Raw genomic sequence first — 21,246 nt, 5'->3', positions numbered from 1 at the left:
GTCATCGCCAGAGGCACGATCATCCACACCAGAAGCAGCAGCACCGATGGCGCAAGCATGACCCGCGCTAATCCGCTTGTGTTTCGGGTTGCCATTGCACTCACCTCCCCTTGGGCCTGGGCGTCACGACATGCGCCCGGCATATCCGGAAGAACCGGCTCATTCTTGTTTTGATTTGAAAGGCTTAAACGCCGCCGTACAGACCGGCGGCTTGCCGTCCCCAAGGTTCGCTGCCCGGCATTGGCGCCGGACAGCGATCTTCGGGAGGATTACTTGATGTAACCGGCGCGGGTCATTTCACGCGTCGCGGTCGACTGGGCGCCCGCAAGCGCATCGTCAACGCTGGACTGGCCGGCAACGACCGCCGAGAACAGCTGACCGACCGTGGTGCCGAGCGCCTGGAATTCAGGGATCGCCACAAACTGGCCGCCGGTGTAAGGCACAGGCTTTACAGTCGGCTTGGTAATATCGGCGGCATCCATTGCGGCAAGCGTCGGCTTGGCGAAGGCGGCGGCCTTTTCATACTCGGCATTCTTGTAGAGCGAGGTGCGGGTGCCCGGAGGCACGTTTGCCCAGCCTTCCTTGGAAGCGACGAGCTCGGTATATTCCTTGCTGGTTGCCCAGGAGATGAACTTCTCAGCCGCTTCCGCCTTCTGCGAGCTCTTCGGGATCGCGAGGTTCCAAGACCACAGCCAGTTGCCGTGGTTCTTCAGCTCGCCATGCGTCGGGAAGATGGCATAACCGACCTTGTCGGCAACGGTGGAATCCTTCGGATTGGAGACGAAGGAGGCAGCGACCGTAGCGTCGATCCACATGCCGCACTTGCCCTGCTGGAACAGCGTCAGGTTTTCGTTGAAGCCGTTCGAGGATGCACCGGAAGGGCCGGCATCTTTCATCAGATCCACGTAGAACTGCAGGGAGCTCTTCCATTCCGGCTGATCGAATTGCGGCTTCCAGTTTTCATCGAACCAGCGACCGCCGAAGGAGTTGGTGAGCGCGCTGATGAAGGCCATGTTTTCGCCCCAGCCGGCCTTGCCGCGCAGGCAGATGCCGTTGATATCGGCCTTGCGGTCGGTGATCTTGCGGGCAGCGTCGCCGATGAATTCCCAGGTCGGGTTATCGGGCATCTTCAGGCCGGCTTTTTCGAACAGGTCCTTGCGGTACATGATCATGGCGGATTCGCCATAGAACGGCGCGGCGTAAAGCTTGCCTTCGCTGGAGAGGCCGCCGCGGATCGCCGGTAGCAGATCGTCGACGTCATATTTATCGCCAAGCTTTTCGAGCGGCAGCAGCCAGCCTTGCTTGGCCCAGATCGGCACTTCGTAGTTGCCGATGGTCATGATGTCGTATTGGCCGCCATTGGTGGCGATATCGGTCGTCACGCGCTCACGCAGGACGTTTTCTTCAAGCGTCACCCACTCGACCTTGATGTCGGGGTTCTTGGTGGTGAAGTCCGAGGTCAGACCCTGCATGCGGATCATGTCGCCGTTGTTCACGGTCGCGATGGTCAGCGTCTCGGCGGAAGCAAGGGTCGAAAAGGCGAGTGCCGAGCATGCGCCCAGCAAAATGGTCTTCAATGTCATATCTTCCTCCCAGAAGAAAAATGATGAGCATTCGCTTTGCTCTAGGGCATTTACTCACCTCATCAGCAAAAAAGTCAAGCGACATCCTGTGCTGCGACGCACATGGAAAAACCAAACTATTGATTTTATGTGTTTAATTTTTGCTCAATGCGTGAGCAAATATTCGCTTGTGACTTCATCGGTGATGAGGCCGTTCAGCAGACCGCCCCTCAGCGCCGCCAGAATCGAGGCGTTCTTGCGTGCGCCCTGCGCCATGCCGATGACGGTGCAGGTCTCTCTTGAAGGGATGGGAACGGAGGCGACGCGCTCGTTGACGGAATGCTCGAGAATGCGGCCATTGGCATCATACATCCAGCCGCAAATCTCGCCGACGGCACCGCTTGCCATCAGCGCCTTCATCTCGTCGACACCCAGAAAACCGTCGACGCAGAGCGGTGCGTTTTCGCCAAGTTCGCCGACACCGACGAAGGTAACATTGGCCGCGGAACCCAGCGCCAGCGTGGAACGCACCATGGACTGGTCGTGCAGCAGTTCGCGCTCTTCCGCAGAAGAGCACAGAACGGGCAGCGGCATCGGAAAATGCCGCGCCTTGATGGCATCGGCCATGCTGAAGATGACGTTATAATAGGCGGCCGATCCATCCGGCCCGATATTGCCCGTCAGCGACACGATGCGGTGCTGCGGGCACTCCATCGGCGGCAGCTGATCCACAGCGGCTTTGAGCGTGCGGCCGGTGCCGATGGCAAGCACGATGGGATCGGCATTTTTCAGCCAGCGCTCGATTTCCGCCGCCCCGGCCTCGGCAATGCCGACAGTGGAGGAGACGCCGGCCGGATCACTCGGCACCACCTCGATATATTTGAGGTCGAATTTTTCCTTGAGCCGCTCGGCTTTTTCGAGACAGGCGGCGATGGGGTGATCGAGCCGGACCTTGATCAGCCGTTCGGCAACGGCAAGCGACACCAGCCGCTGCGCCGATTGCCGGGAAATGCCCATGGCGGCGGCGATCTCATCCTGCGTGCGGCCCGCGACATAATAAAGCCAGCCGGCACGGGCCGCATCGTCCAGCCGTCCATGTGCGTCGTTTCGTCTGGCCATGCCGCTGCCCTTTTCCGAATTCTGCTTGCGCATTTGCTGGCATTTTTTTGCGTCGGCTGTCAAACGGCGGATGGGCGGAAAGACTATAGGGCGCGAAAATCGGCGGATGAGGAAAGGTCACTGACGGCTTATACGTCCGTGTCGTTATTTTTCCGTCATTCCGGCCTTGAGCCGGAATCGAGCCACGGCGCGTCTGCGCCGTGAGAAGAGTCTCTTGCGATCAAGAACTTGATCGCGCTGGACCCCGGATCAAGTCCGGGGTGACGATGCCGGGTTTATGCCCGTACCCTCAAATCAAGCCGCTTCCTGCACCAGATGCCCTGCGGAAACCTCGCGGTAATGGCGCTGCGGCGGCACATAATCCACCGGCCGGATCGGACTTTTGATCTCGTCGGTCGCCATGTTGCGCCGGATCTGCCGCCGCGCCGGGTCCGGCACCGGAACGGCGGACATGAGCTTTCTCGTATAGGGATGCTGCGGATTGTCGAAAACCGCCGCGCGAGGCCCGATTTCGACGATCTCGCCGAGATACATCACCGCGACGCGATGGCTGACACGCTCCACCACCGCCATATCGTGGGAAATGAACAGGAAAGCCAGATTGAGACTCTGTTGCAGGTCGAGCAGCAGGTTGCAGACCTGCGCCTTGATGGAGACATCGAGCGCGGACACCGCCTCGTCGGCGACGATGACCTTGGGGTCGAGCATCAGCGAGCGGGCAATGGCGATACGCTGGCGCTGTCCGCCGGAAAATTCATGCGGGAAACGCCGCATCATATCCGGGCTGAGGCCCACCTTTTCCAGAAGATCGGCCGCCTTTTCGCGAGCCTGCTGCTTGGTTCCGAGGCGATGCTCGATAAACGGTTCCATGATCGCCGTGCCGATGCTCATGCGCGGATCGAGCGAGGCGAAGGGGTCCTGGAAGATCATCTGCACGCTGCGGCGCATGGTGCGCAGCGTCGTCTTGTCGAGCTTCAGCACCTCGTAACCATCGAGCATGACATTGCCGGATGTCGGCTCGATCAGCCGGGTGATGGAGCGGCCCGTGGTGGACTTGCCGCAGCCCGATTCACCCACCAGCGACAGGGTTTCGCCCTCGGCGAGATCGAAGGAGACCTTTTCCACCGCATGCACGGCGCCGGATTTGCGGCCGAAAAGGCCGGTGCGGATATCGAAACGGGTGGTGAGGTCCTTGACGGAAAGAATGGGCGTGCGGCCGCCGGAGACCGTATCCTTCACCTCCGCGACGGGCTGGCTTTCACCGGTCTTGATATCGATGATCGGGAAACGGGCCGGCAGCACCCTCTCCTTCATCGAGCCAAGCTTCGGCACCGCCGAAAGCAACGCCCGCGTATAAGGGTGGCGGCCGCGATGGAATATGTCGTCGGTGGTGCCGGTTTCCACCACATCGCCGCGGAACATGACGATGGTGCGGTCCGAGACTTCCGCCACCACGCCCATATCATGGGTGATGAACAGGACCGACATGCCCTCCTCTTCCTGCAGCGTCTTGATGAGGTCGAGAATCTGGCCCTGAATGGTGACGTCGAGCGCCGTCGTCGGCTCGTCGGCAATCAGGAGCTTGGGTTTGGAGGCGAGCGCCATGGCGATCATCACGCGCTGGCGCATGCCGCCGGAAAACTGGTGCGGGTAGTCATCGAAACGGCTCTTCGCATTGGGAATACGGACTTTCTCAAGCAGGCGAATGACCTCGGCGCGCGCGGCAGAGGAGGAAATATCCTGATGCACGGTCAGCGCTTCGGCGATCTGCTTGCCGATCGGGAAGATCGGGTTGAGGCTAGTCATCGGCTCCTGGAAGATCATCGAAATGTCCTTGCCGCGAACCTTGCGCATCTCTTCTTCCGGCAGCGCCAGCAGATCGCGCCCGCCGAGCATGACCTTGCCTTCGATGCGGCTCGTCTTTTTATCGAGGAGCCGCATGATGGAGAGCGAGGTGACGCTTTTGCCGGAGCCGCTTTCACCGACGATCGCCACCGTCTCACGCGGCGCGATCTCGAAACTCATATTGCGGACCACGGATTTCCAGCCGCCATCGACGCGGAAGGATGTGGTGAGATTTTGAACCGATAAAACCGGGCTTACCGAACCGCCGGTCTGTTCCATGGACGTTGCCGCCAAAAGCATGCCGATCTCCTGAAAAGCAAAAGGCGGCCATGAAGGCCGCCGGATGTCTTACGCAGCAAGTGCGGTTTCGGCCATCGAAACCCAGTAGCTGATGCCGTAAGGCAGCGCATCGTCGTTGAAATCATAGGCCGCATTGTGCAGCCCGGCGGTATCGCCATTGCCGATGAAGATGAAGGCGCCGGGGCGCGCTTCCAGCATGTAGGAGAAATCTTCCGCCCCCATATGCGGGTTCGGATTGGTGTTGACGGCATTCGCACCGGCCACGCCCATCGCCACGCCGGTCGCGAATTCGGTCTCATCACTATGGTTGAAGGTGACGGGATAACCGCGATGATATTTCACCTCCACGGTGGCGCCATGCGCCATGGCGGTGGCGGTCGCCACTTCCTTCAGGCGCTTTTCGGCGAAATCGCGGGTTTCAGGCAGCAGCGTGCGCACCGTTCCCGTCAGCGTCACCGCACCGGGAATGACATTGACGGCCGTGCCGCCATGGGTGGTGGCGACAGTGACGACCAGCGATTTCAGCGGATCCGTCTCCCGCGAGACGATGGATTGCAGGGCGATGATGACATGCGCCGAGGTCAGCACCGGATCGATGGAAAGATGCGGGGCGGCCGCATGGCTGCCCTTGCCGGTGATGACGATTTCGAAACTATCCGCCGCCGCCATGGTCGACCCCTTGCGGATGGCGAAATTGCCGACTGGAATGCCCGGCTCGTTATGCATGCCAAAGACCTGCGAAATGCCGAATTTCTCCATCATGCCATCGTTCAGCATGGCGAGCGCGCCAGCGCCGCCCTCTTCCGCCGGCTGGAAGATCACCGCCACGGAGCCCTTGAAATTGCGGGTCTCGGCCAGATATTGCGCCGCACCCAAAAGCATGGCGGTGTGCCCGTCATGACCGCAGGAATGGGCCTTACCCGGCGTCTTCGAAGCCCAGGGCTTGCCGCTCGTCTCGAGGATCGGCAGCGCGTCCATGTCGGAACGGAAACCGATGGTCGGGCCATCCCCGTGCCGGCCCTTGATGATGCCGACTACGCCGGTCTTGCCGATGCCGGTCTCGACGACGTCGCAGCCGAAGGATTTGAGTTTTTCGGCCACGAATTTCGATGTTTCGAAGACATCGTAGAGCAGTTCCGGGTGTTCATGCAGATGGCGCCTCCAGCCGGCAACTTCTTCCTGCATTTCAGCCACACGGTTCAATATCGGCATTCTCTTTTTCCCTTTTTTTGTTCCCCGCCGGGTTGTCGGACGCCATATTGCGTTTGGAATTTCTCGTTTTGCAAGCATGAAATTTGCTGCATGAGCGAAAAATAGGCCCAAAACTGAATGGCTCAATTTTTGTTCATCAAAGGAACATTGGGACTTGCTTTTCAAAAAAACTGACAATAGCATCATCGGGAATGGAGGAATATTCCTTAGCAAAGTCAAATACTTAGAATAACAGACCTTGCACATGACGACGGGAAAAGCGTCAAACATTCAAATAGATAAAATCCAAAAAGGGGAAAACTACAATGAAGAAGCGCAGCGTTCTCTTTGCCAGCACGGTGGCGGCCATGGCCCTGGCAGGCTCTGCCGCCCATGCCGAGCGCGGCAGTGACGGCGAACTGAAAATCCTGTTCTGGCAAGCAGTATCGACACTCAATCCTTATCTTTCCGGTGGCACGAAGGAAGTCTACAGCTCGTCCATGGTGATTGAGCCGCTGGCGCGCTACGACGAAAAGGGCGAGCTGGTGCCGATGCTGGTCACCGAAATTCCGACGATCGACAATGGCGGCGTCGCGAAGGATTTGCTCAGCATGACCTGGAAGCTGAAAAGCGACGTGAAGTGGTCGGATGGCACGCCGTTCACCGCCGAGGACGTTATTTTCACCTGGAAATATTGCACCGCACCGGATGGCGGCTGCGCACAGGCGGCGCAATATGAGGGCGTGAAGGATGTCGAGGCCGTCGACGCCCACACCGTCAAGGTCAGCTTCACCGAACCGAAACCTTACCCCTATTCCGCATTCGTCGGCGCACAGTCGCCGGTTATCCAGAAGAAGCAGTTTGAAAAATGCGTCGGCGCTGCCGCACCCGGCTGCACATCCGCCAATTTCGGTCCCATCGGCACCGGCCCCTTCGTGGTCAAGGATTTCAAGCCGAATGACGTGATCAGCTTCGTCGCCAACACCAATTACCGCGACCCCGCCAAGCCCGCCTTCGCAACCGCGACCCTGAAGGGCGGCGGTGATGCCGCTTCCGCCGCACGCGCCGTGCTTGAAACCGGCGAATTCGACTATGCCTGGAACATGCAGGTGGAGCCGGAAATCCTCGCCACCATGGTGGCCGCAGGTAAAGGCAAGCTGGAAACCGCCTTCGGCACACAGGTCGAGCGTATCAATCTCAACTGGTACAATGCCGATCCTTCGCTGGGCGACAAGCGCTCCACCAAGCAGGCCGGCCCGCACCCAGCCCTTTCCGACCCCGCCGTGCGCCGTGCATTGTCGCTCGCCATCGACCGCGATGTCATCGACGAAGCGGGTTATGGCGAAGCGGGCAAGCCGACCTGCAACATCGTGCCGGCTCCGGAAGCCGTCGCTTCCACCAAGAATGACAGCTGGTGCCTGAAGCAGGATGTGGAAGGCGCAAACAAGCTGCTGGACGATGCCGGCTGGGTGAAGGGCGCCGATGGCATTCGCGCCAAGAATGGCGTGAAGCTCTCCTTCCTCTACCAGACCTCCACCAACTCGGTTCGCCAGGCCACGCAGGAACTGGTGAAGGACATGTGGTCGCAGATTGGCGTTGCCTCCGAACTGCGCAATGTCAGCGCCTCGGTCTTCTTCGGCGGCGACCCGGCAAGCCCGGATACCTTCCAGAAATTTTATGCCGACGTCGAAATGTACACCAACAATTTCGACGGCACGGACCCGGAAAAATATCTGGCGGAATGGCTGTGCGACAAGATCCCGGCCCCGGAAAACGGCTGGCAGGGCCAGAATATTCCGCGTTATTGCAACCCGGAATTCGACAAGCTGGTGGGTGAACTCTCCAAGACCGCCGAGCTTGCCAAGCGCGCGGAAATTTCCAAGCAGCTGAACGACATGCTGACGGAGGAAGGCGCGCATATTCCGCTCATCCACCGCGGCAGCGTTTCCTCGCATTCGCTGACGCTGGAAGGCGTTCGCATGAATGCCTGGGATTCGGAACTCTGGAACGTCGCGGACTGGTCCCGCAAGAAGTAACACGCGGATGCGCCGGCTTCTCCCCCGGAGAGGCCGGCCTTCTGCATGCCCCTGGACCATGATCTGAAGACACATTTGCCGCGTTAAGGCGAAAACGCTCCCAATTTTCGTCCTGTCGCGCTCTGGGTCTGGAGAGTTTCAGATGTTTACCTTTACGCTCCGGCGGCTTGCCTTTGCCGTACCGACGCTGCTCGTCATCAGCTTCGTCATCTTCGCGCTGCTCGATCTTGCGCCGAACGACCCGACCGGCGACCTGCCGCTCACCATCCCGCCGGAAGTGCGTGAGCAAATCCGCGCCTCGCTTGGCCTCGACCAGCCCTTCTTCATCCGTTACCTGATGTGGCTGCAGCAATTCTTCATCAACGAACCGCTGAACCTCATTGAAAGGCTGACCGGCTGGCAGATCGGCGATGGCAGCCGCATGCGAGTGCTCTCCTGGGCGACACGCAGCCCGGTGGTCGATCTCGTCATTCAGCGCATGCCGCAGACGTTGTGGGTGGTGGGCCTCGCCTATCTCTTCGGCGCGCTGCTGGCGATCCCGATCGGCGTCATCTCCGCCTATAAGCAATATTCGATCTTCGACCAGATTGGCACCTTCGTTTCTATGGTGGGTTATTCGGTGCCGACCTTCTTTACTGGTGTGCTGCTGGTCGTCATCTTCAGCTCCTACCTGCAATGGTTCCCTTCCGTTTACGACACCAACCTTCAGGTGACCGACTGGGGAAGTTTCGTGGCGCAGGTGAAGCAGATGTTCCTGCCCGTGCTGGTGCTGACGCTCTACAATGTCTCGCAGATCAGCCGCTTCGTGCGCGCCTCCATGCTCGACAATCTGCATCAGGATTATGTGCGCACCGCGCGCGCCAAGGGCGTGAAGGAAAAATCCGTGCTGCTCATCCACGTTCTGCGCAACAGCCTGATCCCGGTGGTGACCGTGATTGCGCTCGGCGTGCCGACGATCTTTTCCGGCGCCATCATCACCGAGCAAATCTTCCGCGTGAACGGGCTTGGCCAATTGCTGATCACCGCCGTTCAGGGCGCGGATATTCCGCTGGTGCAGACGCTCACCTTCATTTTCGCGGTGCTGATCGTGCTCTTCAACCTGATTGCCGACGTGCTGTACGGCATTCTCGACCCGAGGATCCGCTATGACTGACGCCACCATCGCAGCGCCGACGGTTGCGGCCACCCCCACGCAATCCGCCCTTGCCGATATCTGGAAACAGTTCCGCGTTCACAAGGGCGGCGTGGCGGGCCTCTTCGTCTTCGTTTTCATCCTGCTGGCGGTCTACGTCGGCCCCTATATCCACACCGTTGCGCCCAACGCCATCAATGTGAAGGCGCGCAACCAGTGGCCGTCGCTCGCGCATCCTTTCGGCACCGATAATCTGGGCAAGGACATGCTGGCGCAGGTTCTGGCCGGCGGGCGCATCTCGCTTGCCGTCGGCATCACCGCCATGTTGCTGGCGCTGTTCCTGGGCACGCTGGTGGGCGTGCTGTCTGGCTATTTCCGCAGGCTGGACGGGCCGCTGATGCGGCTGACCGACCTGTTCCTGGCGCTGCCGCTTTTGCCGCTGCTGCTCGTCATCCTGATGCTGTTTCGCGATACGCTGCGCGCCGCCTTCGGGCCGGAAACCGGTATCTTCATCCTCATCGTCTTCGTGATCGGGATAACCAGCTGGATGCATACGGCCCGTATCGTGCGCGGCGATGTGCTGACGATAAAAAGCCAGGAATTCATCATGGCGGCGAAATCGAGCGGCATGCGCGAATACCGCATCATCCTCAGGCATATATTGCCGAATGTGCTGAGTTCGATCATGGTCTCGGCCACGCTCGGCATCGCCGCCGCCATCATCACGGAATCCGCGCTGTCCTTCCTCGGCCTCGGCTTCCCCTCCGATTTCCCGACCTGGGGACGGCTCCTGTTCGATGGCGCCAACTTCCTGCAACTGACGCCCTCGCGCGTGCTGTGGCCCGGGCTGGCGATTTCGCTGACGGTTCTGAGTGTGAATTACATTGGCGATGCCGTGCGTGACGCGCTCGACCCGAGGGCGTTGAAGAGCTGAGGGGAATCGTCTAACCATTCCCACGTCATCCTCGGGCTTGTCCCGAGGATCTAATCACGTCGAAAAAAACGATACGTCGGCAGATCCTCGGGACAAGCCCGAGGATGACGTCGAGTGTACTGTGACCGCCTAGTGGTAATTCACCTTTTCCGCATCGAGAATGCTGTCCGCATCCAGCGCCGCAATCGGAATATCGCTGCGCGCCGGAATGTCGCCGGAAAGCTGAAGTGCCAGATAACGCCCGCAGCAGACCCGCAGGAACGAGGTGAAATTGCCCAGATCGTGCCCGGCATCGATCGATTCATTATAAAGCTTGGCGATAAGCTGCACGCTGTTCATGCCGTCACGCCGCGCGATCTCGTCCAGCGTCGACCAGAAGAAGTTTTCAAGCCGCACGCTCGTGACCATGCCATCGATCCTGAGCGACCGCGTATGGCTCTCCCAAAGCGTCGGGTCTGCGTTGATGAAAAGCTTGCACATGGTTTCCTCCCTCACCACGCCTGAAAGATAGGCGGAAAACGGGGCCGGAAAAAGCCCCGTTTCGCCGGTCTCATTTGCCGAGCACGGCCATGAATTGCGAAAGCCAAGCCGGATGCGCCGGCCATGCGGGCGCTGTTACCAGCTTGCCGTCGGTAACGGCCGCATCGATGGCGATATCGGCATAGGTGCCGCCCGCCAGTTCCACTTCGGGGCGGCAGGCGGGATAGGCCGAGCAGGAGCGGCCCTTGAGCACGCCCGCGGCCGCCAGCAATTGCGCGCCATGGCAGACCGCCGCCACCGGCTTGTCAGCCTCGAAGAAATGTTTCACGGCAGCGAGCACATCCGCATTGAGCCGCAGATATTCCGGCGCACGGCCGCCCGGAATGACCAGCGCATCGTAATCCGCAACCTTGATATCGGCGAAGGTGGCGTTGAGCGCGAAATTATGGCCGCGCTTTTCCGAATAGGTCTGGTCACCCTCGAAATCATGGATCGCCGTGGCAATCGTCTGGCCCGCTTTCTTGCCAGGGCAGACGGCATGGACCGTATGGCCGACCGCAAGCAGGGTCTGGAACGGCACCATGGTCTCATAATCCTCGGCGAAATCGCCGGCGATCATCAAAATCTTCTTTGGCATGTCTGCTCCTCCCGTTTTCGAATGCCTTTCGGCACCCTAACAGGCGGGATCGAGATGCGGGTATTATGGCAATACTACAGGGTCGATAAAGCTGGGATCAGCGGGCCTGCGGCGGCTGCGGCCAGCGTCTTACACCACCGCCCCAACTCTCAAAGGCCTTTGAAAGTTTGAGCACGAACAAATCCTCGTAACGCGGCCCGACGATCTGCAAGCCGATGGGCATTCCCGATCTGGAGAAGCCACAATTGATCGAGGAGGCCGGCTGTTCCGACATGTTCCACGGCACCGTGAAGGCTATATGTTCGAAGGGAAGTTCGGGATCATTGGTGGGCGAGGCCCAGTCGGCCGGATAGGACACGATGGGATTGACGGGTGAAATCACCGCATCAACGGACTGCATCAACCGCCCGCAAGCCTTACGCATTTCCATGGTCTGGTTGAAACCGAAAACGGCGCGCGAACCGGAAATATCCGCCCCCTTTTGGGCCCATTCATGAATATAGGGAAGGATCGCGGCGCGACGGTCCGCGCTCAGCGCCGCCATGTCGCCCCAGAACTTCGCCCGCCAGAAATCGTCCAGCCCGTCCAGCATCTCGCGTGTCAGCACCGGCTCGACCGGGATGACGATGGCGCCCGCAGCCTCGAACAGTTTCGCGGCGGAGAGCACGGCGTCGCGCACCTCCTCGTCCAGCGGCAGGCCGCAGCCGGCATCCAGCATCAGGCCGATTTTCAGGCCCTTTACATTCATATCGAGGTCCATCCAGTCGATATCGTTGGGCGGCAGCGCCGTGCCGTCGCGCCAGTCGGGGCGGGAAAGCGTCGCCATGGCATAGGCGGCGTCGGCAACGGTGCGGGTCATCGGTCCGGCGCAGCGGCCGGTATAATAGGGATCGACCGGGATGCGGCCCTGGCTCGGCTTGAAACCGAACAGGCCGGTCCAGCCCGCCGGCAGCCGCACCGAGCCGCCAATATCCGTGCCGATATGCAGCGTGCCGTAACCCGCAGCGCCGGCCGAGGCCGCACCGGCGCTGGAGCCGCCGGGGTTCTGGCTCGGGTCCCAGGGGTTGCGGCTAAGCTTATGGAAGCTGGAAAGGCCCGAGGAGAGCATGCCGTAATCCGGGCAGGTCGTCTTGGCATAGAGGATCGCACCGTCTTCCCGGCAGCGGGCAGCAACCGGTGCGTCCTCCAGCGCCGGCACAAGCTCCACCGCCTTTGTGCCGAGAGGCACCGGGTGGCCTTTCGTGGCGATGAGTTCCTTCAGCGACACCGGTAGCCCATCGAGCGGGCCGAGCGTTTCGCCGGCGTGCCAGCGCTGCGTCGAGGCTGCTGCCTGCCTGCGGGCATCTTCCGGGTCATAGGCATAAAGGGCGTTCACGACGGGCTCGAAAGCCTCGATGCGCGCTTCAACCGCCTGCCAGTACTCCGAAGGCGAGAGCTTCCTTTCCCGGTAAAGCCCCAGGATTTCGAGCGTGTTGAGGTCTATGAGATCGGTCATGGCATCGTCTCGTCATAAAACAGGAAATAGCGGCGGTATCGGCTTGAAACGGTCAGCTGGTATCGCGCGGGTCCAGCAGGTCGCGCAGGCCATCGCCGAGAAGATTGAGGCCGAAGACGGCGAGCGCAATCGCAAGGCCGGGCATGATGGCGAGCCAGGGTGCTGTGCCGAGATAGGTCTGGGCATCGGCCAGCATCCGCCCCCAGGTGGCGGCGGGCGGCGGCATGCCGAGACCGAGGAAAGAAAGGCCTGCTTCCGTCAATATCGCAAGACCGAGCTGGATCGTCACCTGCACGATGATCTGGTTGGAAATATTCGGCACGATGTGGAAAAGCGTGATCTTGGCGCGGTTCTGGCCGATGCTGGTGGCCGCGGTGACATATTCCCGCGACCATATCTGCAACGCCGCGCCTAGCGTCAGCCGGGCAAAGACCGGCACCATGAAGGTGGCGATGGCGATGATGGCGGTAAAACGGCCCGTGCCGATGAAAGCGCCGAGCATCATGGCCGACAGGATGGGCGGCACGGCGAAAATGATGTCGCAGATGCGCATGACCACGGTTTCGGTGAAACCGCGCAGCGCCGCAACCGCCACGCCGATGGTCGTGCCGATAAATGCGCCGATGGCGACGGCGGCGATGGAGGTGGACAGCGAGTTCCACGCACCGGCCATCAGCATCGACAGCACGTCGCGGCCGAAATGATCCGTGCCGAGGCCGCCATAAACGAAGGGCGATTTCAGCTTCTGGACGATCTGCATCTTGGTGGGGGACACCGGCGTCCAGACCAGAGACAGCAGGGCGACTGCGACCAGAAAGGCCGTGACGGCGATGCCGACGGCAAAGGCGGGGCGGCGGCGGATCAATCGCATCATCGCGCACCTGCCCACAGTCTCGGATCGATGAAGAGATAGGCGATATCGACCACGAAATTCATGACGATCACCAGCGCCGAGAAAAACAGCACGACGGATTGCATGACGACGATATCGCGCTGGGTCAGCGCCTGATAGGCAAGCCGCCCGAGACCCGGCAGGTTGAAGACATTTTCCACCAGCACCGCGCCGGCAATGAGGAAGGTGAATTGCAGGCCGATCATGGTGACGACAGGGATCATCGCGTTCGGCACCGCATGCCGCCACAGCGCCACCCGCTCGCTCAGGCCCTTGGCGCGCGCGGTGCGCACGAAATCCTCATTCATCACTTCAAGCACGGCGGAGCGGCAGACGCGGGTGAGAACGCCGGCCTGCGACAGCGCAAGGGCTACAGCCGGAAGGATGAGCGCCGTAAGACCCGCTGAAAAGCTCGGCGTCCAGCCGGGAAAACCGCCGGCCGGCATCCAGCCGAGCGTGGTGGAAAAGACGATGATGAGCAGCAGCCCGACCCAGAAACCGGGCACGGCAATGCCCACATGCGAAAACAGCCCGGCCGCAAAATCCAGCGCCCCGTTGCGGCTCCTCGCCGCCGCCACGCCGAGCGGAATGGCGATGGCCACCGAAAGGCAGACGGCCAGCAGCGCAAGCGGCAAGGTAACGGCCAGCCGCTCCAGGATCAGCCCCGCCACCGGCACGCCATAGGTGTAGGATTGCCCGAGATCGCCATGAAACACACCGGCCAGCCAGTGGAGATAACGCAGCGGCAGTGGCTGATCGAGGCCCATCTGCTTCTGCAGCGCCGCGAGCGTATCGGGGCTCGCCGAGGTTCCGAGCATGATGGCGGCAGGATCGCCCGGCAGCAGGCCCATGACGACATAGATGATGAGGGAAACGGCAAACAGGGTGATGACGAGGCTTAAAAGACGCCGGATGAGGACGGCTAACATCTGGCATCTTCTCCTTGCTTTGTTTCGCCTGCGGTCGAAGGTCCAGTTATCTCTCTCCCGTCATTCCGGCCCTGAGCCGGAATCCAGCCGACGCGCGTCTGCGCGGCGGAGAGAGCCCTTTCAGCCCAAGGACTTGGGCTGGCTGGATGCTGGATCATCCTCGGGCTCGACCCGGGGACCGGCATGACGGAAGAAACGGCTATCGACAAACGTCACTCTTCCCAATGCACATCCGTCAGCACATTCGAGGGAATGGGCTCGTTTTCCCAAAGCCCCTTCACCTTCCTGTCCCAGACGCCGAGTTTCGGCATGACGAAAAGATAAAGGGCGGGTACATCTTCCGCGAGGATTTTCTGGGCTTCGCCATAGAGCTTTTCCTGCTCGCCGGCATCCGCCGTCTTTTCCACATTCGCCACGACCTCGTTGAAAGTCGGGTTCTTGTAATTGAAATAATAGGGGTCGCGCGCATAGATATCGATATCCATCGGCTCGGCATGGGCAACGATGGTCATGTCGTAATCCGCGCCTTTAAGAACATCCGCCACCCATTTGGCCGGAAACTCGGTGGTCTCGATGGTCATGGTCACGCCGATTTCGGCAAACATCGCCTGCAGGATCTGCGAGGTGCGCTGGGCATAGGCCATTTGCGGGGCCTTGATGGTGAAGCTGAAACCATCCGGATAACCGGCTTCGGCAAGCAGCGCCTTGGCCTTGTCGATATCGTAAGGATGTACCCCGGTCGTATCGATATAGCCGCGGTCATTCGGGGTGTAATGGCTGCCGATGGCCGTGCCGAAGCCGGACCAGGCGCCTTCAATGACAGTACCGCGATCCACCGCCATCATCAGCGCCTGACGCACGCGCTTGTCATCGAAGGGCTTGCGGGCATTGTTCATGCCGGCCACGACCTTCAACTCCGTATTGCCGACGAAGGTGCCGAGGCGCGCGTCGCCATCGAAGGAGGTCATCAGTTCCGGCGCGCCGAATTCCGGGAAGGCATCGATATCGCCGGATTTCAGTGCGGCGGCCTGCGCCTGCGGATCGGAGACGAAACGGAAGGTCGCCTTGTCGAGCTTCACCGCCACGGCCTTGTCCCAATAGGCGTCGTTCTTCTGCAGCTCGACCTTGTCGCCCTTGGCCCAGGCCACGAATTTGAACGGGCCGGTGCCGATTGGCGTGGTGCGGTTATTCTCCGCGCTTTTCGGCGCCACCATCACGGAGGCCGGCCAGCCGAGCCAGTAGAGAAGGCTGCCGGCCGGCTGCTTCAGCTTCAGCACCAGCGTTGCGGCATCCGGCGTCTCGACACTGTCGATGGCGGCGAAGAAGCGTTTCTGCGGATTGACCGAGCTTTCACCGCGCGCCCGATCCAGCGAAAATTTGGCGACAGAGGAATCGAAAGCCTCGCCATCATGGAAGCTCACGCCCTTGCGCAGCTTGAACGTATAGGACTTGCCATCAGGGGAAATTTCCCAGCTTTCGGCAAGCTGCGGCTTTACCTTGCCCTCGCGGTCGACCTTCACCAGACCTTCGAAGACATTCTGCCAGGTGACTTGGCCGATGGCGACGGGGGCGGCGATGGTGGGATCGAGACCGGCCGGCTCCACCGCCATGCCAAGCGTCAGCGCGGTTTTCGGCGCGGCTTCGGCAACCGTTGCCGAAAGCGGCAGCCAGAGCGCCGTGCCCAATGCAAGGGTCAGCGCGGTACGGCGCGAAAGCGTTGCCGCCTGCGAAAGATAAGTGCGTGGCATCATTGTCCCCTGTCTGGCGGCCGGGGCATTTTTGCCCTCGGAAGACCGCCCGTTGCAAAAAGAGTGTCATGTTGCAGGCGCACACACAATCTCGATTTTTGTGTGCTCCGTGTAGCTGAAATGGCTACACGGAAATGCGGATGGAAATCAACCTTTCGGGCGGAAAGACCAAACCGTTCCGCTTATCCCGCCGTCGCCTCGCGCATGAAGCGCTCGATGAAATCGGCGAGCTTGGAGGCGGCGAAGGACAATTGCCGGTCGGGCGCAACGCAGAGATCGATCTGGGTGTGGATGCCCTTCTTGCCGGAGAACGGAACGGCGACCATCTGGCCGCTGCGGATTTCCCGCGCCACCGAAAGCGCCGGCAAAAGCGTGGCGGCGGCATGGCCCAACACCAGTTCCTTCAGCATTTCCAAAGAGCTGGTGATGAAGACGGGATCAAGCTCGATGCCCGCATCGGCAAACAGCGTGTCGAAGGCCTGACGCGCCGCAAAACTCTTGTCCGGCAGGGCGAGCGGCAGCCCGGCCAGCTCTTTGAGCGAGACTTCCGTCTGCCCGGCAAGCGCATGACCGGCGGGGAAGATGGCGTCGTAGCTGATGCGGGTGCGAGAGCGCACTTTCACGCCGGAAAGCTTTGGGGCAAACAGGCTGACGACCAGATCCGCTTCCGCAGCACCCAGCGCCTCCATTGCTTGGCGGGCGCTGGTAATATGCACCTCGAAGCGCAGTTTTGGATATTTCAGGCTGAACTGCGCCAGCACCGGCGCCAGAAGGTTCGCCACCGTCGCACCATTGGCATAGACCGTGACCCGGCCGCGCTGTAGGCCCTTCAGATCGTCGATCAGCTGATGCACATGGTCGAGTTCCCGCAGCGTCTTGCCGGCGCGGGCGGCGAGCAGCTCGCCTGCCGCCGTCAGCTTCACGCCGCGGCTGGAACGCTCCACCAGCGGCGAGCCGAAATAATATTCGAGGTTCTCGATCTGCCGGCTCACCGCTGTCGGCGCCACATTCAGGTTTTCCGCCGCAGCGCGCATGGAATTGGTGCGGACCAGTTCGTCAAAATACATCAGGGCGCGCAGTTGCATGGGGTGGGTACCTTTTTCGGGTGGGTCGGAGCTGGCGGCCAGCATACCACCGCGGCGGGGAGAGAGAATACATCGGCCGGGACGTTGACGGCGCATAAGAAGCGAGAGGTTGCAGGTCGTTTCTTCTCCCCGCCGGGGAGAAGGTGGCGCGTAGCGCCGGATGAGGGGGCGACGGCAGAGAGATGCGGAGAGCTGGCCCCCTCATCTGCCCCTTCGGGGCATCTTCTCCCCGGGCGGGGAGAAGAAAGGGAGGCAACGCCTCGCCAATTAAGCGCGCTTGAAGCCCTCGCTCGCCACCAGCAGCTGCCTTGTATAATCCGCACTGAATTCCCGGCTTTCCAGCGCCTCGGCCTCCAGCATTTCCACCACCTTGCCGCTTTTCATCACCGCGAGGCGATCGCACATGTGGCTGATAACGCCGAGATCGTGGCTGACCATGACGAAGGTGAGATTGCGGTCCTTGCGGGCCTGCTCCAGAAGGTTGAGGATTTCCGCCTGAATGGAGGCGTCGAGCGCCGAGGTCGGCTCATCGAGAAGCAGGATTTTCGGCTCGACGATCAGCGCACGCGCAATGGCGATACGCTGGCGCTGGCCGCCGGACAGCTGGTGTGAATAACGGAAACGGAAACCGGAACCGAGGCCCACCTCGTCCAATGCCCGGGCAATGCGCTGCTCGCGATTATCGAGACCGTGGATGACCAGCGGTTCGAGCAGCAGCGCATCCACCGTCTGGCGCGGATGCAGCGAGCCATAGGGGTCCTGAAACACCATCTGCACATCGCTATAAAAGCTCTTGTCGCGGTGCTTGCCGGCATAGGAGCGCCCGGCCACCATCAGGGAGCCTTCATCGAAATGATTAAGGCCGGCAATGGCGCGCAGCAGCGTCGATTTGCCGGAGCCGGACTCGCCGACGATGCCGAAAGATTCACCCTCTGCCACATCGATGCTGACGCGGTCGAGCGCGATATAACCGTCGAAATCGACCACCATGTCGCGAACGGAAAGAACTGAACTCATGCGCGCCACTCCGGCTTGCGTTCCAGAACCGGCAGCGGATGCCGGTGGCCGCCGATTTCCGGCAGGCAGTTCAGCAGGCCCTGCGTATAGGGATGTTTCGCTTCTTTCAGATTGGCCGAGGACAGTTCCTCCACCACCTTGCCGGCATACATGACCAGAACGCGGTCGCAGAAAGACGATACCAGCCTGAGATCGTGGCTGACGAAGATCAGCCCCATGCCGCGGTCGCGCACCAGCTTGTCGAGAATGTCGAGCACTTCGAGCTGCACCGTCACGTCGAGCGCCGATGTCGGTTCGTCGGCGATCAGCAGTTCCGGGCCGCAGACCAGCATCATGGCGATCATGACACGCTGCCCCATGCCGCCGGAAACCTCATGCGGGTAAAGATCGAAGACGCGTGCCGGGTCGCGTATCTGCACCGCTTCGAGCATGGCGAGCGTGCGCTGGCGCGCCTCGCTGCCGCCGATCTTTTCATGGGTGCGCAGGGTTTCCATGATCTGGCGGCCGATGGTCATGACCGGGTTCAGCGAATATTTCGGGTCCTGCAGGATCATGGCCATGCGCTTGCCGCGCATGATCCGCCACTCTTTTGCAGACGCCTTGAGCAGATCGATATCGCCGAAGCGCAGCGCATCGGCCTCGATGCGCGCATTTTTGGGCGTCAGCCCCATGATGGCGCGGCCGGTCTGCGATTTGCCGGAACCGGATTCGCCGACGATGCCGAGACGCTCGCGCCCGAGCGTGAAGGACACGCCGCGCACCGCCTCCACCAGCCCGGTGCGGGTGGGAAAGGACACGCGGAGATTCTGAACGGTCAGAAGCGGCGCACTCATTGGCCCGCCTCCTTGGGGTCGAGCGCATCGCGCAGGCCGTCGCCCAGGAGATTGAAACCGAGGCTGACGATGAGGATCGCCACGCCGGGCATGGCCGCGACCCACCATTGATCGAGAATGAAGCGGCGGCCGGAAGCGATCATCGCGCCCCATTCCGGCAGCGGCGGCTGTGCGCCGAGACCGAGGAAGCCGAGACCGGCGGCAGTGAGGATGATGCCGGCCATATCCAGCGTCACGCGCACGATGAGCGACGACAGGCAGAGCGGCATGACGTGCTTCAGCACGATACGGAAGGGCGACGCGCCCATGAGCTTGACTGCGGCGATGAAATCGGAATTGCGGAAGGTCATGGTCTCGGCGCGCGCGATGCGCGCATAGGGTGGCCATGAGGTAAGCGCGATGGCGAGCACCGCGTTTTCGATGCCCGGCCCAAGCGCCGCGACCAGCGCCAGCGCCAGAACGAGCTTCGGAAAGGCAAGGAAAATATCGGTGATGCGCATCAAAACCCCATCCACCCAGCCGCCGGCATAACCGGAAACCGTGCCGACGATGAGGCCGACGGGGGCTGCGATGATGGCGACCAGAAGCACGACGAAAAGCGTCAGCCGCGAACCGTGAATGAGGCGCGAGAGAATATCGCGGCCCTGATCGTCGGTGCCAAGCAGATAACCTTCCGTGCCGGGCGGCAACAGCCGGGCATTGCGCAGATCGCCCTGCACCGGGTTATGCGGGGCCAGAACATCGGCAAACAGCGCCACGAACAGCAGCGCGATGATGATGGCCAGCCCAAGCAGCGCCAGACGGTTTTCCGAAAAGCGCCGCCAGATGACATAGGCACGGCCAAGCCGCGCCTGCCTGCGCGAGGCCGGCCGGTCGGAGAGCAGCCATTCTCGGCTATAGGGTTTGATCGTATCGGTCGAAAGGGTCATCGGCTGCGCGTCCTTGGATCGAGCGTCCGGTAAAGCAGATCGGAGAAGAGATTGATGCCAACGAAGATGGCGCCGATCACGATCGTGCCGCCAAGAACGGCATTCATATCCGCATTCTGCAGGGAATTGGTGATGTAGAGGCCAAGCCCCGGCCAGGCGAAGATGGTTTCGGTCAGCACCGAACCTTCGAGCAGACCGGCATAGGAGAGTGCAATCACGGTCACCAGCGGCACGGCGGCGTTGCGCAGCGCGTGGAACCAGATGATGCGTGTTTCCGAAAGCCCCTTGGCGCGGGCCGCGACGATATATTCCTGGCTTAGCTCGTTCAGCATGAAGGAGCGCGTCATGCGGCTGATATAGGCCAGCGAAAAATAACCGAGCAGACAGGCGGGCAGGATGATGTGGCGGAAGAGATCCCACAACACGTCCCATTGCCGCTGCCAGATCGCGTCGATCAGGAAGAAGCCCGTGACCGGTGTGAAGGTGAATTCATAAACGATATCCATGCGGCCGGGATAAGCCACCCATTGCAGCCGGGCGTAAAACACCAGCAGCGCCAGAAGGCCGAGCCAGAAGATCGGCACGGAATAACCGATGAGGCCGATGACGCGCACCACCTGGTCGGCAAAGCTGCCGCGCTTGACGGCGGCAAGCACGCCAAGCGGAATGCCGAAGACGGCGCCGATGATGGTGCCGAGCGTGGCAAGCTCGATGGTGGCCGGAAACACCCGCTTGATATCCTCCATCACCGGATTGGTGGTGAGGACGGAGGTGCCGAAATCGCCCGATAGCGCCTGTTTCAGATAAAGGAAGAACTGCTGCCAGAGCGGCAGGTTGAGGCCGAGCTGCTCTCGCACCCGCTCGACCACATGCGCAGGCGCACGGTCGCCGACGATCGCCAGTGCGGGATCGATCGGCACGACGCGGCCAATGAAGAATGTGACCGCCATCAGCCCCAGAAAGGTGGTGATGACGGTGACGGCGAAGCCGAGAACGGCTTTCACGCGGGCATTGACACGGCGTTTGCCGTGCCTCGCCCTGCTGTTGGTTTCAACCATGCTCAAGAGACCGATCCTTCCGGA

At 61.1% G+C, this 21,246-nt stretch carries 18 protein-coding genes and 1 pseudogene; 3 read left to right on the top strand and 16 right to left on the bottom strand.

The window, feature by feature from the left end; genetic code table 11:
* The 5 genes and pseudogenes from F3H58_RS27560 to F3H58_RS18175 all read right to left on the bottom strand — a co-directional run.
* Positions 1 to 95 (bottom strand): annotated as a pseudogene (locus tag F3H58_RS27560) (sugar ABC transporter permease); the annotation flags it as partial.
* A gap of 174 nt (positions 96 to 269) precedes the next feature.
* Positions 270 to 1,583: an ABC transporter substrate-binding protein gene (locus F3H58_RS18190; protein ID WP_065655300.1), complete on the bottom strand. Its 1,314-nt coding sequence runs from the start codon at positions 1,581 to 1,583 to the stop codon at positions 270 to 272.
* Between the two features lie 144 nt (positions 1,584 to 1,727).
* On the bottom strand, positions 1,728 to 2,681 hold the full coding sequence (locus F3H58_RS18185) for a sugar-binding transcriptional regulator (RefSeq protein WP_003524928.1): 954 nt from the start codon (positions 2,679 to 2,681) through the stop codon (positions 1,728 to 1,730).
* A 294-nt stretch (positions 2,682 to 2,975) separates the two neighbouring features.
* Entirely contained in the window at positions 2,976 to 4,826 is a 1,851-nt protein-coding gene (locus F3H58_RS18180; protein WP_149743172.1) for an ABC transporter ATP-binding protein, read from the bottom strand.
* A gap of 48 nt (positions 4,827 to 4,874) precedes the next feature.
* Positions 4,875 to 6,038, bottom strand: a complete 1,164-nt coding sequence (locus F3H58_RS18175) for a M20 aminoacylase family protein (RefSeq protein ID WP_149743171.1) — start codon at positions 6,036 to 6,038, stop codon at positions 4,875 to 4,877.
* A gap of 305 nt (positions 6,039 to 6,343) precedes the next feature.
* On the opposite strand from F3H58_RS18175, the gene F3H58_RS18170 reads away from it, so the two are divergent.
* The 3 genes from F3H58_RS18170 to F3H58_RS18160 all read left to right on the top strand — a co-directional run bounded on the left by F3H58_RS18170 (position 6,344) and on the right by F3H58_RS18160 (position 10,119).
* Positions 6,344 to 8,053, top strand: coding sequence for a peptide ABC transporter substrate-binding protein (locus F3H58_RS18170; protein ID WP_149743170.1), 1,710 nt, complete (start codon positions 6,344 to 6,346; stop codon positions 8,051 to 8,053).
* Between the two features lie 142 nt (positions 8,054 to 8,195).
* Complete coding sequence (locus tag F3H58_RS18165) at positions 8,196 to 9,206, top strand: ABC transporter permease (protein WP_020813216.1); 1,011 nt, start codon at positions 8,196 to 8,198, stop codon at positions 9,204 to 9,206.
* Positions 9,199 to 10,119, top strand: a complete 921-nt coding sequence (locus F3H58_RS18160) for an ABC transporter permease (protein ID WP_003523158.1) — start codon at positions 9,199 to 9,201, stop codon at positions 10,117 to 10,119. Before F3H58_RS18165 ends, F3H58_RS18160 begins: the two co-directional genes overlap by 8 nt.
* A 129-nt stretch (positions 10,120 to 10,248) precedes the next feature.
* Here the strand turns inward: F3H58_RS18160 and F3H58_RS18155 are convergent, their stop codons facing one another.
* From F3H58_RS18155 to F3H58_RS18105, 11 genes are all read right to left on the bottom strand, one after another.
* Positions 10,249 to 10,599 (bottom strand): ribbon-helix-helix domain-containing protein, encoded by a 351-nt coding sequence (locus F3H58_RS18155; protein ID WP_149743169.1) that lies wholly within the window; start codon positions 10,597 to 10,599, stop codon positions 10,249 to 10,251.
* A gap of 70 nt (positions 10,600 to 10,669) precedes the next feature.
* On the bottom strand, positions 10,670 to 11,236 hold the full coding sequence (locus F3H58_RS18150) for a DJ-1/PfpI family protein (RefSeq protein WP_188128979.1): 567 nt from the start codon (positions 11,234 to 11,236) through the stop codon (positions 10,670 to 10,672).
* Positions 11,237 to 11,333: 97 nt separating this feature from the next.
* Positions 11,334 to 12,731 (bottom strand): amidase, encoded by a 1,398-nt coding sequence (locus tag F3H58_RS18145; protein WP_149743168.1) that lies wholly within the window; start codon positions 12,729 to 12,731, stop codon positions 11,334 to 11,336.
* 52 nt (positions 12,732 to 12,783) lie between these two features.
* Positions 12,784 to 13,605, bottom strand: coding sequence for an ABC transporter permease (locus F3H58_RS18140; protein WP_188128978.1), 822 nt, complete (start codon positions 13,603 to 13,605; stop codon positions 12,784 to 12,786).
* On the bottom strand, positions 13,602 to 14,552 hold the full coding sequence (locus F3H58_RS18135) for an ABC transporter permease (protein ID WP_149743167.1): 951 nt from the start codon (positions 14,550 to 14,552) through the stop codon (positions 13,602 to 13,604). Before F3H58_RS18135 ends, F3H58_RS18140 begins: the two co-directional genes overlap by 4 nt.
* A 212-nt stretch (positions 14,553 to 14,764) precedes the next feature.
* Positions 14,765 to 16,300, bottom strand: coding sequence for an ABC transporter substrate-binding protein (locus F3H58_RS18130; RefSeq protein ID WP_149743166.1), 1,536 nt, complete (start codon positions 16,298 to 16,300; stop codon positions 14,765 to 14,767).
* Between the two features lie 182 nt (positions 16,301 to 16,482).
* Positions 16,483 to 17,385 carry a LysR family transcriptional regulator gene (locus tag F3H58_RS18125; RefSeq protein ID WP_149743165.1) on the bottom strand — a complete coding sequence of 301 codons (903 nt, stop codon included), beginning with the start codon at positions 17,383 to 17,385 and terminating at the stop codon, positions 16,483 to 16,485.
* Between the two features lie 267 nt (positions 17,386 to 17,652).
* Complete coding sequence (locus F3H58_RS18120) at positions 17,653 to 18,402, bottom strand: ABC transporter ATP-binding protein (protein WP_149743164.1); 750 nt, start codon at positions 18,400 to 18,402, stop codon at positions 17,653 to 17,655.
* Entirely contained in the window at positions 18,399 to 19,235 is an 837-nt protein-coding gene (locus tag F3H58_RS18115) for an ABC transporter ATP-binding protein (protein ID WP_149743163.1), read from the bottom strand. Before F3H58_RS18115 ends, F3H58_RS18120 begins: the two co-directional genes overlap by 4 nt.
* Positions 19,232 to 20,164 carry an ABC transporter permease gene (locus F3H58_RS18110; RefSeq protein ID WP_149743162.1) on the bottom strand — a complete coding sequence of 311 codons (933 nt, stop codon included), beginning with the start codon at positions 20,162 to 20,164 and terminating at the stop codon, positions 19,232 to 19,234. The genes F3H58_RS18115 and F3H58_RS18110 overlap by 4 nt, the downstream gene beginning before the upstream one ends.
* Positions 20,161 to 21,228 (bottom strand): ABC transporter permease, encoded by a 1,068-nt coding sequence (locus F3H58_RS18105; RefSeq protein ID WP_149743161.1) that lies wholly within the window; start codon positions 21,226 to 21,228, stop codon positions 20,161 to 20,163. Before F3H58_RS18105 ends, F3H58_RS18110 begins: the two co-directional genes overlap by 4 nt.
* Between the last annotated feature and the right edge of the window lie 18 nt (positions 21,229 to 21,246).

It is taken from the genome of Rhizobium sp. NFACC06-2 (assembly GCF_900101425.1).
GTDB classification, from domain to species: domain Bacteria; phylum Pseudomonadota; class Alphaproteobacteria; order Rhizobiales; family Rhizobiaceae; genus Agrobacterium; species Agrobacterium leguminum.
The sequence above is the reverse complement of the archived record's forward strand: the minus strand, read 5'-3'. Positions and strand labels throughout refer to the sequence as shown.

What these genes read in the sequence shown, in the direction of transcription:
- F3H58_RS18190 (WP_065655300.1), bottom strand. Translation starts at nt 1,583, where the DNA reads ATGACATTGAAGACCATTTTGCTGGGCGCATGCTCGGCACTCGCCTTT.
- F3H58_RS18185 (WP_003524928.1), bottom strand. Translation starts at nt 2,681, where the DNA reads ATGGCCAGACGAAACGACGCACATGGACGGCTGGACGATGCGGCCCGT.
- F3H58_RS18180 (WP_149743172.1), bottom strand. Translation starts at nt 4,826, where the DNA reads ATGCTTTTGGCGGCAACGTCCATGGAACAGACCGGCGGTTCGGTAAGC.
- F3H58_RS18175 (WP_149743171.1), bottom strand. Translation starts at nt 6,038, where the DNA reads ATGCCGATATTGAACCGTGTGGCTGAAATGCAGGAAGAAGTTGCCGGC.
- F3H58_RS18170 (WP_149743170.1), top strand. Translation starts at nt 6,344, where the DNA reads ATGAAGAAGCGCAGCGTTCTCTTTGCCAGCACGGTGGCGGCCATGGCC.
- F3H58_RS18165 (WP_020813216.1), top strand. Translation starts at nt 8,196, where the DNA reads ATGTTTACCTTTACGCTCCGGCGGCTTGCCTTTGCCGTACCGACGCTG.
- F3H58_RS18160 (WP_003523158.1), top strand. Translation starts at nt 9,199, where the DNA reads ATGACTGACGCCACCATCGCAGCGCCGACGGTTGCGGCCACCCCCACG.
- F3H58_RS18155 (WP_149743169.1), bottom strand. Translation starts at nt 10,599, where the DNA reads ATGTGCAAGCTTTTCATCAACGCAGACCCGACGCTTTGGGAGAGCCAT.
- F3H58_RS18150 (WP_188128979.1), bottom strand. Translation starts at nt 11,236, where the DNA reads ATGCCAAAGAAGATTTTGATGATCGCCGGCGATTTCGCCGAGGATTAT.
- F3H58_RS18145 (WP_149743168.1), bottom strand. Translation starts at nt 12,731, where the DNA reads ATGACCGATCTCATAGACCTCAACACGCTCGAAATCCTGGGGCTTTAC.
- F3H58_RS18140 (WP_188128978.1), bottom strand. Translation starts at nt 13,605, where the DNA reads ATGATGCGATTGATCCGCCGCCGCCCCGCCTTTGCCGTCGGCATCGCC.
- F3H58_RS18135 (WP_149743167.1), bottom strand. Translation starts at nt 14,552, where the DNA reads ATGTTAGCCGTCCTCATCCGGCGTCTTTTAAGCCTCGTCATCACCCTG.
- F3H58_RS18130 (WP_149743166.1), bottom strand. Translation starts at nt 16,300, where the DNA reads ATGCCACGCACTTATCTTTCGCAGGCGGCAACGCTTTCGCGCCGTACC.
- F3H58_RS18125 (WP_149743165.1), bottom strand. Translation starts at nt 17,385, where the DNA reads ATGCAACTGCGCGCCCTGATGTATTTTGACGAACTGGTCCGCACCAAT.
- F3H58_RS18120 (WP_149743164.1), bottom strand. Translation starts at nt 18,402, where the DNA reads ATGAGTTCAGTTCTTTCCGTTCGCGACATGGTGGTCGATTTCGACGGT.
- F3H58_RS18115 (WP_149743163.1), bottom strand. Translation starts at nt 19,235, where the DNA reads ATGAGTGCGCCGCTTCTGACCGTTCAGAATCTCCGCGTGTCCTTTCCC.
- F3H58_RS18110 (WP_149743162.1), bottom strand. Translation starts at nt 20,164, where the DNA reads ATGACCCTTTCGACCGATACGATCAAACCCTATAGCCGAGAATGGCTG.